12 protein-coding genes are annotated in these 12,616 nt (G+C 74.4%); 6 read left to right on the top strand and 6 right to left on the bottom strand.

Translation table 11 applies throughout. The features are described 5' to 3' along the window. Positions 1-8 precede the first annotated feature (8 nt). Both O2W20_RS06175 and O2W20_RS06170 read right to left on the bottom strand, forming a co-directional pair. Positions 9-1,700 (bottom strand): acyl-CoA mutase large subunit family protein, encoded by a 1,692-nt coding sequence (locus O2W20_RS06175; RefSeq protein WP_269170850.1) that lies wholly within the window; start codon positions 1,698-1,700, stop codon positions 9-11. 49 nt (positions 1,701-1,749) lie between these two features. Next, positions 1,750-2,259: a MarR family winged helix-turn-helix transcriptional regulator gene (locus tag O2W20_RS06170; protein ID WP_269170849.1), complete on the bottom strand. Its 510-nt coding sequence runs from the start codon at positions 2,257-2,259 to the stop codon at positions 1,750-1,752. Positions 2,260-2,457: 198 nt separating this feature from the next. Between O2W20_RS06170 and O2W20_RS06165 the strand changes: the two genes are divergently transcribed. Continuing rightward, positions 2,458-3,333, top strand: coding sequence for a hypothetical protein (locus O2W20_RS06165; protein ID WP_269170848.1), 876 nt, complete (start codon positions 2,458-2,460; stop codon positions 3,331-3,333). 73 nt (positions 3,334-3,406) lie between these two features. Here the strand turns inward: O2W20_RS06165 and O2W20_RS06160 are convergent, their stop codons facing one another. Genes O2W20_RS06160 through O2W20_RS06150 form a run of 3 tightly spaced genes read right to left on the bottom strand, consistent with a single transcriptional unit; the run spans position 3,407 to position 7,139 of the window. Then, a complete protein-coding gene (locus O2W20_RS06160) occupies positions 3,407-4,882 on the bottom strand; it encodes a phytoene desaturase family protein (protein WP_269170847.1) in 1,476 nt (491 codons plus the stop codon). A gap of 23 nt (positions 4,883-4,905) precedes the next feature. Beyond that, a complete protein-coding gene (gene meaB, locus O2W20_RS06155) occupies positions 4,906-5,937 on the bottom strand; it encodes a methylmalonyl Co-A mutase-associated GTPase MeaB (protein WP_269170846.1) in 1,032 nt (343 codons plus the stop codon). Continuing rightward, a complete protein-coding gene (locus O2W20_RS06150; RefSeq protein ID WP_269170845.1) occupies positions 5,934-7,139 on the bottom strand; it encodes an acetyl-CoA C-acetyltransferase in 1,206 nt (401 codons plus the stop codon). Before O2W20_RS06150 ends, meaB begins: the two co-directional genes overlap by 4 nt. A gap of 216 nt (positions 7,140-7,355) precedes the next feature. Between O2W20_RS06150 and mce the strand changes: the two genes are divergently transcribed. The 5 genes from mce (at position 7,356) to O2W20_RS06125 (ending at position 12,286) form a co-directional block, all read left to right on the top strand. Next, positions 7,356-7,808, top strand: a complete 453-nt coding sequence (gene mce / locus O2W20_RS06145; RefSeq protein WP_269170844.1) for a methylmalonyl-CoA epimerase — start codon at positions 7,356-7,358, stop codon at positions 7,806-7,808. A gap of 100 nt (positions 7,809-7,908) precedes the next feature. Then, entirely contained in the window at positions 7,909-9,240 is a 1,332-nt protein-coding gene (ccrA, locus tag O2W20_RS06140) for a crotonyl-CoA carboxylase/reductase (protein WP_269170843.1), read from the top strand. Positions 9,241-9,318: 78 nt separating this feature from the next. Beyond that, positions 9,319-10,665 carry a hypothetical protein gene (locus O2W20_RS06135; RefSeq protein ID WP_269170842.1) on the top strand — a complete coding sequence of 449 codons (1,347 nt, stop codon included), beginning with the start codon at positions 9,319-9,321 and terminating at the stop codon, positions 10,663-10,665. Positions 10,666-10,745: 80 nt separating this feature from the next. Further along, positions 10,746-11,648 (top strand): DUF4397 domain-containing protein, encoded by a 903-nt coding sequence (locus tag O2W20_RS06130; RefSeq protein ID WP_269170841.1) that lies wholly within the window; start codon positions 10,746-10,748, stop codon positions 11,646-11,648. Continuing rightward, positions 11,645-12,286, top strand: coding sequence for a class F sortase (locus tag O2W20_RS06125; RefSeq protein WP_269170840.1), 642 nt, complete (start codon positions 11,645-11,647; stop codon positions 12,284-12,286). The genes O2W20_RS06130 and O2W20_RS06125 overlap by 4 nt, the downstream gene beginning before the upstream one ends. Before the next feature lie 49 nt (positions 12,287-12,335). Here the strand turns inward: O2W20_RS06125 and O2W20_RS06120 are convergent, their stop codons facing one another. Beyond that, positions 12,336-12,590, bottom strand: a complete 255-nt coding sequence (locus tag O2W20_RS06120; protein ID WP_269170839.1) for a hypothetical protein — start codon at positions 12,588-12,590, stop codon at positions 12,336-12,338. Positions 12,591-12,616 lie beyond the last annotated feature (26 nt).

The raw sequence follows: 12,616 nt of genomic DNA, 5'->3' as shown, positions 1-12,616 counted from the left end.
CGGGTACGTCAGAACCGGGCGGTCTCGGTGTAGGTGCCCCACTCGGCGCGCAGGGCGTCGCAGATCTCGCCCAGCGTCGCTTCCGCCCGGGCGGCCTCCAGCATCGCCGGGACCATGTTCTCCCCGGTCCGGGCCACCTCGACCATCCGGGCGACGGCGGCCCGCGCTGCGGCGTCGTCCCGGCTCTGCCGCCGGCCGGCCAGCTCGGCCCGCTGGTCGGTCTCCACCTGGTGGCTCACCCGGAGGATCTCCAGGTCGTCGGCCGCGCTGCCGGCACCGGTCAGCGTGTTCACGCCGACGACCTTCTTCTCGCCCTTCTCCAGCGCGCGCTGGTAGACGAACGCCGCCTCGGCGATCTCGCCGGTGAACCAGCCGTCCTCGATCCCGCGCAGGATCCCGGCGGTCATCGTGCCGTCGCCGCCCATGTCCCGGACCCGGGTGAACACCTCCTCCGCCTGCCGCTCCAGCTCGTCGGTCAGCGCCTCGACGTACCAGGAGCCACCGAGCGGATCGGCCACGTTCAGCACCCCGGTCTCCTCGGCGATCACCTGCTGGGTGCGCAGCGCGATCTGCGCGGCCTTCGCACTCGGCAGGGCGAGCACCTCGTCGAGCGCGTTGGTGTGCAGCGAGTTGGTGCCGCCGAGAACCGCGGCCAGCGCCTCGACCGCCGTCCGCACGATGTTGTTGTCCGGCTGCTGGGCGGTGAGCGAGACGCCGGCGGTCTGCGTGTGGAAGCGCAGCTGCTGGGCCTTGTCGGTGCGGGCACCGTAGACGTCGCGCAGCCAGCGGGCCCAGATCCGCCGGGCGGCCCGGAACTTGGCGATCTCCTCGAAGAAGTCGATGTGCGCGTCGAAGAAGAACGACAGGCCCGGGGCGAAGACGTCGACGTCCAGCCCGCGGGAGAGCCCCAGCTCGACGTAGGCGAAGCCGTCGACCAGCGTGTAGGCCAGCTCCTGCGCGGCGGTCGAGCCGGCCTCCCGGATGTGGTAGCCGGACACCGAGATCGGCTTGTAGGCCGGGATCTCCGCGGCGCAGTACTCCATCAGGTCGCCGATCAGCCGCAGGTGCGGCTCCGGGGCGAACAGCCACTCCTTCTGCGCGATGTACTCCTTGAAGATGTCGGTCTGCAGCGTGCCGTCGAGCTTCGCGAGGTCGGCACCCTGGCGCTCGGCGGCGACCAGGTACATGCAGAACACCGGGACGGCGGGGCCGCTGATCGTCATCGACGTCGTGGTCCGGTCCAGCGGGATGCCCTCGAAGAGCACGTCCATGTCCGCCGCGGAGTCGATCGCCACCCCGCAGTGGCCGACCTCGCCGAGCGCGAGCGGGTCGTCGGAGTCCCGGCCCATCAGGGTCGGCATGTCGAAGGCGACCGACAGCCCGCCCCCGCCCTCGGCCAGCAGGGACCGGAACCGCTCGTTGGTCTGCCGGGCGTTGCCGAAGCCGGCGAACTGGCGGATCGTCCAGGCCCGCCCGCGGTAGCCGGTGGCGTGGAGCCCGCGGGTGAACGGGAACTCGCCGGGATAGCCGATCCGCTCGAAACCGGGGACGGCGGCCTCGTCGGCCGGTCCGTAGGCGGGCTGCACCTCCATCCCGGAGAGCGTGCTGAAGTCGGCGTCGCGCACCCGCCCGGCGGCCAGCGCCGCGTCGTAGCGCTGCTGCCACCGGTTGCGGGCCTCGTTGCCCGGGGGATGCGTCATGCCCTAGATGCTAGGACGTCCAACTACTTTGCGGCCACCCCTGGGCGGATCAGTCGACGGCGACGTCCCCCGCGCCGAGCCGGACCTTCTTGAGCACGTCGAACAGCACGTCCAGCTCCGCCTCGGGCAGGTCGGCCAGCCCGAAGTCCTGGCTGGTCAGCGCCTCGGTCGCTGCCGGGACGACGTCCCGCCCGGCGTCGGTGATCGCGGCCAGCACCCCGCGGCCGTCGGCGGGGTTGGGCCGCCGCTCGACGTACCCGGCCGCCACCAGCCGCTCGATCGCGTTGGTGACGCTGGTCGGGTGCACCATCAGCCGGCTGCCGATCACCTTCAGCGGCAGCTGCCCGGTCCGGGAGAAGGTCAGCAGGACCAGCACCTCGTAGCGGGCGAAGGTGAGCCCGTGCGGCTTGAGCGCCTCGTCGAAGCGGGCCAGCAGGATCTGCTGCACCCGGAACACGCTCGTCGCCGCCCGCATCGAGGCGGCCGGGCCGAAGTGCTGCGCCCAGCTCTCGGCGGCGCGCTCGATCGGGTCGAACGGCAGGCCCAGCGGTCGCACCATGACCGGGAGGCTAGTTCTCCGCCGACGCTCCCTCGCCTCCGCCGGGCCCCCGCCTCCGCGGGCGCCGCCGTCGAGTGTCGAGCTGTCGACCTCTGTCGATGCAGGGACACGTCGACGAGTCGACAGTCGGCGGCTCGGCCGCGGCAGGCCTGTGGACGGCGGGCACGGTCACCGCCCCGTGTCGGCCAGGCTCGCCCGGTGGTCGTACCCGCGCGCCGTCCACCGGCGCTACGTGGACGCGTCTTCCGCGGCACCGCAGCGGTCGGGGCGGGGCTGCTCACCCGGCGGCAACTGGACAGCAGCGCCTGGCACCGGCTCTTCCGCGACGTCTACGCGTGTGCCGACCTGACCGTCACGCACCAGCTGCGGGCCGTGGCCGCCGCGTCGGTACTGCTCCCTGGCTCGGTCGTCACCGGGGCCAGCGCCGCCGTCCTGTGGGGCTTGGCCGCAGCCGGCCCGGAGGACGACGTGGAGCTGACCGTGCCGCCCGCGACGCGGACCAGCGTGGTCAGCGGCGTACGGGTCCGCCGCGCAGAGCTCCTCCCTGCGGACGTCACCCGCCGGCGCGGTGTCCCGGTCACCACACCCGAGCGGACGGCGGTGTCGCTGGGCGCCGAGAGCCCGCTCGACGAGGCCGTGGTGCTCATCGACCAGCTCGCCGCCGCCGGCCTGCTCGACCTCGGCGACGTCCGGGCCATGGCTGCCGCGGCCACCGGTCGAGGGTGCCGGCGGGCCCGGGCTGCTGCAGCACTGGCCGACGGGCTGGCCGGCTCACCCCAGGAGACCCGGCTGCGGCTGCTGCTGCACCGCGCCGGGCTGCCGACGCCGGTCGCCCAGCACTCCGTGCACGACGGGCGGGTGTTCGTGGCCCGGGTCGATTTCGCCTGGCCCGAGCAGCGGCTGGCGTTGGAGTACGACGGGCTCTGGCACGCCGAGCCCGGCCAGTTCGCCGCCGACCGCCGCCGGCTCAACCGACTGCTCGCCGCGGGCTGGCGGGTCCTCTTCGTGACCGCGGCCGACCTGCACCGGCCCGATCAGCTGATCACCCGGATCGCGGCCGAACTGGCCCGCTGAGTGTCGACTCATCGACCCCTCCCGCGGGGGCGACAGGTCGACGACTCGACACTCGGCGAGGGCAGCGCCGGGGTCAGGGGCGCGGGGCGGGGCGGAGCGCCGGGGCGTCCCGGATGCCGAAGACCTCACGCAAGGCCACCCGGGCGGCGTTGTCGCCGCAGTGGCCGTGCACCGCAGGCCCGGGCGGGGTCGCCGAGGACGCCAGGTAGGTGCCGCGGACCGGGGTCTTGTAGGTGTTCCACCGCGGCACCGGCCGGGCGAGCATCTGCCGCAGCGACGCCTCGCCGTTGGAGATGTCCCCGCCGATGTCGTTGGGGTTCCAGCGCTCCATCTCCCCGGCGTGCATGGTGTGCCGGGCCAGGATCGTGTCCCGGAAGCCCGGGGCGAACCGCTCGACCTGCGCCTCGATCGCCTCGGTCATGTCGACGGTCGAGCCGTGCGGCACGTGCACGTAGGCCCAGAAGACGTGCCCGCCGTCGGGCGCACGGGAGGGGTCGACGACCGTGGGCTGGACGGCGAGCACGTAGGGCTTGTCGGTGATCCGCCCCGCGGCCGGTGCAGCCTCCCCGGCGATCGTCTCCTCCATCGTCCCGGCGACGTGCACGGTGCCGGCCCGGCGGACGTCGGGATCGGTCCACGGCACCGGCTCGGACAGCGCCCAGTCGACCTTGAACACCCCGGGCCCGTGCTTGTACCGCTTCACCCAGCGCCGGTAGCCGTCGGTGACCTGGTTGCCGGCCATCGCGACGAACGCGCTCGGTGAGGTGTCCAGCAGCACGGCCGGGACGCCGTCGAACTCGCGCAGGTCGGTGACCTCGTGGCCGGTGACGACCTCACCACCCTGCTGCTCCAGCGCGGTGACCATCGCGTCGGCCAGCTGCTGCGAACCACCCTCGATCAGCGGCCAGCCGTGGTGGTGGCTCATCATCCCCAGGAACATGCCGAGTGCTGCGGTGAGCGGGCGGCTGAGGTCGAGCATCCCGTGGGCGGCGGCGCCGGCGATCAGCGCACGGGCCTCGTCGTCGTCGAAGTACCGGCGGGCCAGCCACCCGACGCTGGGCAGCCCCTGCAGACCGAAGCCGGCGATCCCGGCGAAGCCCTTGACCGGCGGCAGCCGCCGGAACGCCGACGTCAGGAAGAAGTCGGTGATCTCGTCCGCCTGGCGCAGCAGCGGCCCGAACAGCCGGCGGTAGCCGCGCTCGTCCCGGCCCAGCCCGGCCGCGGTCTGCTCCAGCGAGTGGTGGGAGAGGGCAGCGCGGCCGCCGTCCAGCGGGTGGGCGAAGTTGATCTCCGGCTGGAGCAGCCGGACCCCCCGGGAGGCGAGGTCGAACTCGCGGAAGAACGGCGCGGTCGCGGCCATCGGGTGCACCGAGGCGCAGATGTCGTGCCGGTACCCGGGCAGCGTCACCTCCTCGGTGCGCAGGCCCCCACCGGCCCGGTCACCGCGCTCGACCACCCGCACCGAGAGCCCGGCCGCGGCCAGCCGCAGCGCACCCGCCAGCCCGTTGGGTCCGGCTCCGACGACGACGGCATCCGGGGTCCCGTTCACGCCGCCATCCTGCCCGCCGCCTCCTACAGGTGCGCGATGAGCTCGTCGGCCGCCCGGTAGGGGTCGGTGTCCCCCGCCACCACCTGCTCGGCCAGCGCACCGAGCGCCGCCGACCCCGAGACGTCGCCCATCCGCTCCCGCAGCCCGGCCACCGCGATCGCCTCGACCTCCCGGGCGGCGCGCTCGACGCGGCGCCGGCGCCCCTCGCCCGAGGAGGCCAGCCAGTCGCCGTGCTCCTCGAGCCGGGCCATGACGTCGGCGACCCCGTTGTCGGTGTCGCGGGAGGCGACCGTCTTCACGATCGGCGGGCGCCAGGCCCCGGACTCGGTGTGCCGGCCGCCGAGGGAGAGCATCGCCCGCAGGTCGCGCACGGTGGTGTCCGCGCCGTCCCGGTCGGCCTTGTTGACGACGAAGACGTCGGCGACCTCCAGGATCCCGGCCTTCGCCGCCTGGATCCCGTCGCCCATCCCCGGTGCCAGCAGGACCAGCGTCGTGTCCGCGAGCGAGGCGACCTCCAGCTCCGACTGCCCGACCCCCACGGTCTCCACCAGGACGACGTCGCAGCCGGCCGCGTCGAGCACCCGCAGCGCCTGGGGGGTCGCCCAGGCCAGCCCGCCGAGGTGGCCGCGGGAGGCCATCGAGCGGATGAAGACGCCGCCGTCCCCGGCGTGGTCCTGCATCCGCACCCGGTCGCCCAGCAGCGCGCCGCCGGAGAAGGGGGACGACGGGTCGACCGCCAGGACGCCGACCCGCTGGCCGGCCTCGCGAAAGGCCCGCACGAGGGCGGTCGTCGTCGTCGACTTCCCCACCCCGGGCGGGCCGGTGAGCCCGAGGACCCGGGCCCGGCCGGTGTGCGGCGCCAGCGCGGCGGCGACCTCACGCAGCAGCGGGCTGGCGTCCTCGACGAGCGAGATCAGCCGGGCCACCGAGCGGGCGTCCCCCTCGCGGGCACGAGAGACCAGGGTGCCGACGTCGGCCGCCCGGCGACCCCGCCGCCCGGACGGGACCACGGCGGCCGGCGTCTGGACGGCGGTGTCCTCGGGCTGGGAGGTCACGCCCGGGCGGGTACGTGCAGGACGAGCGCGTCGCCCTGGCCACCGCCGCCGCACAGCGCCGCGGCACCGACCCCACCACCGCGGCGGCCCAGCTCCAGCACCAGGTGCAGCACGATCCGCGCACCGCTCATCCCGACCGGGTGGCCCAGCGCGATGGCGCCCCCGTTGGGGTTCACCTTCTCCTCGTCGACCGCCAGCTCGCGGGTGGAGACGATGCCGACGGCGGCGAACGCCTCGTTGAGCTCGACCAGGTCCAGGTCGGCGGGGTCGATCCCCTCCCGAGCGCAGGCCTTGGCGATCGCCCGCGCGGGCTGGCTCTGCAGCGTCGCGTCCGGCCCGGCGACCACGCCGTGCGCACCGATCTCGGCGAGCACGGTCAGCCCCAGCTCCGCGGCCTTCGCCGCGGACATGACCACGACCGCGCAGGCGCCGTCGGAGATCTGCGAGGAGGTGGCGGCGGTGATCGTGCCGTCCTTCGAGAACGCGGGCTTCAGCCGGCCCAGGCTCTCCGCGGTGGTGTCCGGGCGGATGCCCTCGTCCTCACGGAACTCGATCGGGTCGCCCTTGCGCTGCGGGATGAGCACCGGGGTGATCTCGTCGTCGAACAGGCCGTTCTTCTGCGCGGCGGCGGCCTTCTGGTGGCTGGCGGCGGCGAAGGCGTCCTGCTCCTCGCGGGTCAGCCCGTACCGGCTGTTGGCCTGCTCGGTCAGCGCGCCCATGGCGACCTGGTCGAAGGTGTCGGTCAGGCCGTCGTGCGCCATCGCGTCGACCAGCGTGGCGTCGCCGTACTTGGTGCCGGTGCGCGAGGTGGGCAGCAGGTGCGGGGCCTGGGTCATCGACTCCATGCCGCCGGCGACCACGACCTCGAACTCACCGGCCCGGATCAGCTGGTCGGCCAGGGCGATCGCGTCGAGGCCGGAGAGGCACACCTTGTTCAGGGTGAACGAGGGCACCGACATCGGGATGCCACCGGCGACGGCGGCGGGCCGGGCGGGGTTCTGGCCGGCCCCGGCCTGGATGACGTGGCCCATGATCACGTAGTCGACCTGGTCGCCGGTGATGCCGGCGCGCTCGAGCGCCGCCTTGATCGCCACGCCGCCCAGGTCGGCGGCGGAGAAGTCCTTCAGCGAGCCGAGCAGGCGGCCCATCGGGGTGCGGGCACCCCCGACGATGACGGAACGGGTGGATGCGGGCTGGCTCATCGAGGCTCCAGTGACTCCCGGTCACCGCCGTTGGCGACCGTCTCGGCAGGACACCGCGTGGTCCCTCGGGGCAGACCGTCGGGACACCACGGGTTGTCGTCAGGATAGGGCTCGCGTCGTCCGCCGGGTCCCTGCCGGTGACGGAGGCCACCGGCAGGACGTGAAGCCCGTCACAACGGGCTCCCCGTCGGCGATCGGCAGCGGCAGGATGCGCGCATGACCTCCGCCGTGCCCGACGACGCGCACACCGGCCTGTTCAGCACGATCGACCACGTCGGCATCGCCGTCCCCGACCTGGACGAGGCGATCGCCTTCTACGCGGCGACCTTCGGGATCCACTCGGTGCACGAGGAGACCAACACCGAGCAGGGCGTGCGCGAGGCGATGCTCGCGGTGGGCGACGGCGAGACCCGCGTCCAGCTGCTCGCCCCGCTGACCCCCGAGTCGACGATCGCGAAGTTCATCGGCCGCTCCGGCCCGGGCCTGCAGCAGCTGGCGTTCCGGGTCGCCGACGTCGAGGCGGCGAGCGCGACGCTGCGCGAGCGCGGCATGCGACTGCTCTACGACGAGCCCCGGCGCGGCACGTCGGGCAGCCGGGTCAACTTCGTGCACCCGAAGGACGCCGGCGGGGTGCTCATCGAGCTGGTCGAGCCCGCCGCCCACGGATGAGTTGCCTGGGTCACATGACCTGGCCAACCGGAGCTACTGGTCAGTAACCTCCGCGCCACACCTGCACCCTCCGAGCCAATGACGACCCGGGAGCGCACGCATGGACCAGATCAGGGACGCCGTCCTCGCCGACCAGCTCGACGCGATCGGAGGGCTTCCGACACCGGAGTCCTACCGCGCCGTGCTGGTCCGCCGCGACGAGCAGGACATGTTCGAGGGCCTGCCCACCAAGGACAAGGACCCCCGCAAGGCACTGCACGTCGAGGAGGTGCCGACCCCGGAGATCGGTCCGGGCGAGGCGCTGATCGCGGTGATGGCCTCCTCGGTGAACTACAACACCGTCTGGACGTCGATCTTCGAGCCGGTCTCCACCTTCGGGTTCCTCGCCCGGTACGGCCGGCTCAACGAGCTGACCAAGAAGCACGACCTGCCCTACCACGTGGTGGGCTCGGACCTCTCCGGCGTCGTGGTCCGGGTCGGCCCCGGCGTCAACAGGTGGAAGCCCGGCGACGAGGTCGTCGCCCACTGCCTGTCCGTCGAGCTCGAGGACCCGGCCGGCCACGACGACACGATGATGGACCCGCAGCAGCGGATCTGGGGCTTCGAGACCAACTTCGGCGGCCTGGCCGAGCTGTCCCTGGTCAAGAGCAACCAGCTCATGCCCAAGCCGGCGCACCTCACGTGGGAGGAGGCGGCCTGCCCGGGGCTGGTCAACTCCACCGCCTACCGGCAGCTGGTCAGCCACAACGGCGCGGACATGAAGCAGGGCGACGTCGTCCTCATCTGGGGCGCCTCCGGCGGGCTCGGCTCGTACGCGACCCAGATGGCGCTCAACGGCGGGGCCATCCCGGTGTGCGTGGTGAGCAGCGCGGAGAAGGCCGAGATCGTCCGCCGGATGGGCGCCGAGCTGGTCATCGACCGCTCCGCGGAGGGCTACCGGTTCTGGAAGGACGAGGAGACCCAGGACCCGAAGGAGTGGCAGCGGCTCGGCGCGAAGATCCGCGAGCTGACCGGTGGGGACGACTCCGACATCGTCTTCGAGCACCCCGGGCGGGAGACCTTCGGCGCCAGCGTCTACGTCGCCAAGAAGGGCGGCACCATCGTCACCTGCGCCTCGACCAGCGGCTTCCTGCACCAGTACGACAACCGCTACCTCTGGATGAACCTCAAGCGGATCGTCGGCTCGCACTTCGCCAACTACCGCGAGGCCTGGGAGGCCAACCGGCTGATCGACCGCGGGCTGATCCACCCGACGCTGTCCAAGACCTACGCCATGGACGACGTGGGCCAGGCCGCCTACGACGTCCACCGCAACCTGCACCAGGGCAAGGTCGGCGTGCTGACCCTCGCCCCGGAAGAGGGCCTGGGCGTCAAGGACCACGCCAAGCGGGAACGGCACCTCACCGCGATCAACCGCTTCCGGGACGTCTGACGAGGGGCTGCCTGGGAGTTCGCTGGGTGCGGCCCTCGACACGCTGACCACACCTTCGATCAATGCGAGGATGACGCCATGAGCGACCCCCGCGACGACGAGTTCGGTTACCGCGACGGCGGCCCCACCTTCGACGTGGTGCGCAAGGGGTACGACCGCGACCAGGTCGCCGAGACGCTGGCCGGTCTCGACGCCGACCTGCACGTGGCGCTGGCCGACCGGGACGCCGCCGTGTCCCGGTCGGCCGACCTCGCCCGTCAGCTGCAGGCGCTGCACGGCGAGGTCGAGTCGCTGCGACGCCGGGCCGCCAGCGCGAGCGCCCCCACGTTCGAGAACATGGGCGAGCGCATCTCCAACATGCTGCAGCTCGCCCAGGACGAAGCGGGGGAGATCCGGCGCTCGGCCGAGGAGCAGGCCGCCCAGCTGCAGGCGGCCGTGGCCGCCGAGGCAGAGGCGATCCGCGAGCGGATCGCCGGTGAGGAGCGGGCGCTCGGGGAGCGCTCGGCCGCCAGCCGGGCCGAGGCCGAACGCCTGGTCGCCGAGGCGCGGCAGCACGCCGAGCAGATCGCCGCGGTCGCCCAGGCCCGCGCCGACGACCTGGTCACCAAGGCCCAGGAGCGGGTGACCCGGCTCGACAACGACTCCCAGGCTCGCCGTGCCAAGGCGGAGCAGGACTTCGAGATCGCGCAGCGCGCCCGCCGGAGCGATGCCGCCCGGCAGGAGCAAGAGCGCGAGGAGGCCTCGATCGCCACCGCCCAGCAGCGGGTCGCCGAGGCAGACGAGCGGGCCCACCGCACGGTCGCCGAGGCCGAGGCCGCCGCGGCCGCGATCGGGAAGATCCGGGACGACCTGACCCGCCGGCTGGCCGACGTCCGCACGCTGCTCGGCCGGCTGCCGGATCTCTCCGACCAGCCACAGCCGGCGGAGGACGCCCACCCGGCTGCTCCGGCCGAGCAGCGTGAGGCGGCCCGGCCGCAGCAGCCCGCCACGGTGGAGTCCGCCCAGCAGGAGCAGGCGGCCGCCGGCGAGCAGCCGGGTGCGGAGCAGCGCCCGGCGCCGGCCACGCAGCCCACCCCGGAGCCGGCGGCCGCCCAGACCCAGGCGGTCCCGGTCCAGGCGGTCCGGACCGAGTCGGTACCGGCCCAGCCGGCACCCGCGGCCGGCGCGCAGCAGCCGGTCCGGACCCCGGCGCCGGCACACCCGACCCAGAGCACGCCGGCCCAGCAGGCTCCCGCCCAGCAGGCTCCGGCCGAGGACCGGACGACGGCGGAGCAGCCGGCGGCCGAGCAGGCTCCTCAGCAGCGACCCCAGCCCGGCGTGCGGCAGACGCCGCCGGTACCTGCCCGCGGTCCGGCCACCCGGGTCCAGCCGACCCCGGCCGTGCCGGCCGGGCAGGGCGGTCAGCCCCCGGCGAACCGGGGCTGACCGCCGCCCTGCTCCTCGACGGACCCGTCCGGCGCACCGGGCCGGGGGAGGGTGATCCACCACCACCGGAGGGGAACACCGTGCCCGGGCTGTCTCGGACCGTGCTGATCGCCGTGCTCAGCGCCGCCCTGTGCTCCCTCGGGCTGCTGGCGGCACCCGGGGCGGCGGCCGCACCGGCGGAGGAGACCGGCCTGGTGCGGATGATGCACCTCTCCCCCGACACCCCGTCGATCGACGCGTTCATCGACCATGCCTCCATCGACTCGGTCTCGGCCCCGGGCGCCCAGGTCCTGCTGCCCGCGCTCGGCTACGGCGACGTGTCCGCCTACCAGCGGGTCCCCGCCGGCAGCTACACCGTGAGCGCGCGGGCGGCCGGCGCCGACCCGGCCAGTCCTCCGGTGCTCGCCACCGCCGTGACCGTGGCCCCCGGGACCGCGACCACGGTCGCCGCGGTGGGGCGGTTCGCCGACCTGGGCCTCGCCGTCCGCACCGACGACCTCACGCTGCCGCCGGCAGGGGCTGCCCGGGTCCGGGTGGTCAACGCCGCGGCGACCGGCTCCCCGCTGGACGTCGCTCTGGGCGGAGGCACCGTGCTGGCCGCGGACCTGGCGTTCGCCGACTCGACCGAGCCCGTCGACGTGCCCGGCGGCGCACGGACGCTCCTCGTCACCGACTCTGGCGGCACCCCGGTCGAGCTGTCGGTCGACCTCGCTGCCGGGTCGGTCCACACCGTGCTCGTGCTGGACCGCGCGGACGGTGGGCTCACCGTGCGCGTCACCCTGGACGCCGCAGCTCCCGGGGTCGTGCCGGTCGGCGGCGTGGAGGCCGGCGGCGGCGGTACGGCCACGGACGACGGCCCGCCGGTCGGCCGCGCAGCCCTCGCCGCCCTGTCGCTCACCGCACTGCTGCTGGCCGTCGGCCTGCGCCGGCCCCGTCCCGGGCACCCGCAGCCACCTCCGGACCTCCTGACCCGCCGGCGATGACGGGTCCCGAGGGGGCCTCCCGACCGGGCCGCCACCAGCTGACGGCGCTGCGCGCGGGGCTGCTCGCGGTGGCCGTCCTCGCCGGTGGGGTGGCACTGGTGGACCACCCCGCCGATGCCGTCCGCAGCACCGCGGTGGCGTCTCCCCCCGCGCCGGCGCTCCTCGGCCCCGCTGCGGCAGTGCCGGCGGAGCCGGCCGTGGCGCCCCCGGTCGGGCTGCGCATCGCCGCGATCGGCGTGGACACCGACCTCGTGCCGATCGGCGTGGACGGCGCAGGTGCCCTCGTGCCCCCGGCGGACGTCCAGCAGGCGGGCTGGTTCGCCGCCGGCCCGGTGCCCGGTGAGGTGGGGCCGGCGGTGCTGGCCGGGCACGTCGACGACCACACCGGGCCCGGGGTGTTCTCCCGGCTGGAGGAGCTCACCGCCGGAGACCAGGTGGTCGTCACCGGCAGCGACGGCCGGCCGGTGACGTTCACGGTGACCCGGGTGTCCGCCCACCCCAAGGGCGACTTCCCGACCGAGGAGGTCTACGGGCCGACCACCGGCGCCGAGCTCCGGCTGATCACCTGCGGCGGCACCTTCGACCGCTCGCGGCGCAGCTACACCGACAACGTCGTCGTCCACGCATCCGCAGGATGACGGAACGGCCCCGCTGCGAGCTCGCGAGTGGTGGGGGCAGTGGGGTCCCTCAGCGGCGACGGTCGCGGGCCCGCCAGCAGGCGGTGTGCCAGTGCCGCCGCCAGTCCGACGCCGAGTCGGTGTCCCACGGGTCCAGGTCGGAGTCCCGGGCGTAGGCCGGCCAGCTGACCACGTGCGGGGTCCGCGGCGGGATCAGCTGGTCACAGCCCGGGCAGCGGTAGCTCTTGTCGCTGCCCGCCCCGGTGAGCGGCCGCACCACCCAGTCGCCGTCCGCGGCCTCCTCGACCGGCTGCCGGGCCGCCACCGGCCCACGCCCCGGCTGCGCGGACC

The sequence above is a fragment of the Modestobacter sp. VKM Ac-2982 genome (assembly GCF_026967935.1).
Lineage (GTDB): Bacteria > Actinomycetota > Actinomycetes > Mycobacteriales > Geodermatophilaceae > Modestobacter.
Note: the sequence above shows the minus strand (reverse complement) of the source record. Positions and strands in the feature narration are given on the sequence as shown.

Bases quoted from the DNA above. Each gene is read 5' to 3' on its own strand.
- O2W20_RS06125 (WP_269170840.1), top strand. From the start codon at position 11,645: ATGACGGGTCCCGAGGGGGCCTCCCGACCGGGCCGCCACCAGCTGACG.
- O2W20_RS06170 (WP_269170849.1), bottom strand. From the start codon at position 2,259: ATGGTGCGACCGCTGGGCCTGCCGTTCGACCCGATCGAGCGCGCCGCC.
- O2W20_RS06175 (WP_269170850.1), bottom strand. From the start codon at position 1,700: ATGACGCATCCCCCGGGCAACGAGGCCCGCAACCGGTGGCAGCAGCGC.
- ccrA (WP_269170843.1), top strand. From the start codon at position 7,909: ATGGACCAGATCAGGGACGCCGTCCTCGCCGACCAGCTCGACGCGATC.
- O2W20_RS06150 (WP_269170845.1), bottom strand. From the start codon at position 7,139: ATGAGCCAGCCCGCATCCACCCGTTCCGTCATCGTCGGGGGTGCCCGC.
- mce (WP_269170844.1), top strand. From the start codon at position 7,356: ATGACCTCCGCCGTGCCCGACGACGCGCACACCGGCCTGTTCAGCACG.
- O2W20_RS06135 (WP_269170842.1), top strand. From the start codon at position 9,319: ATGAGCGACCCCCGCGACGACGAGTTCGGTTACCGCGACGGCGGCCCC.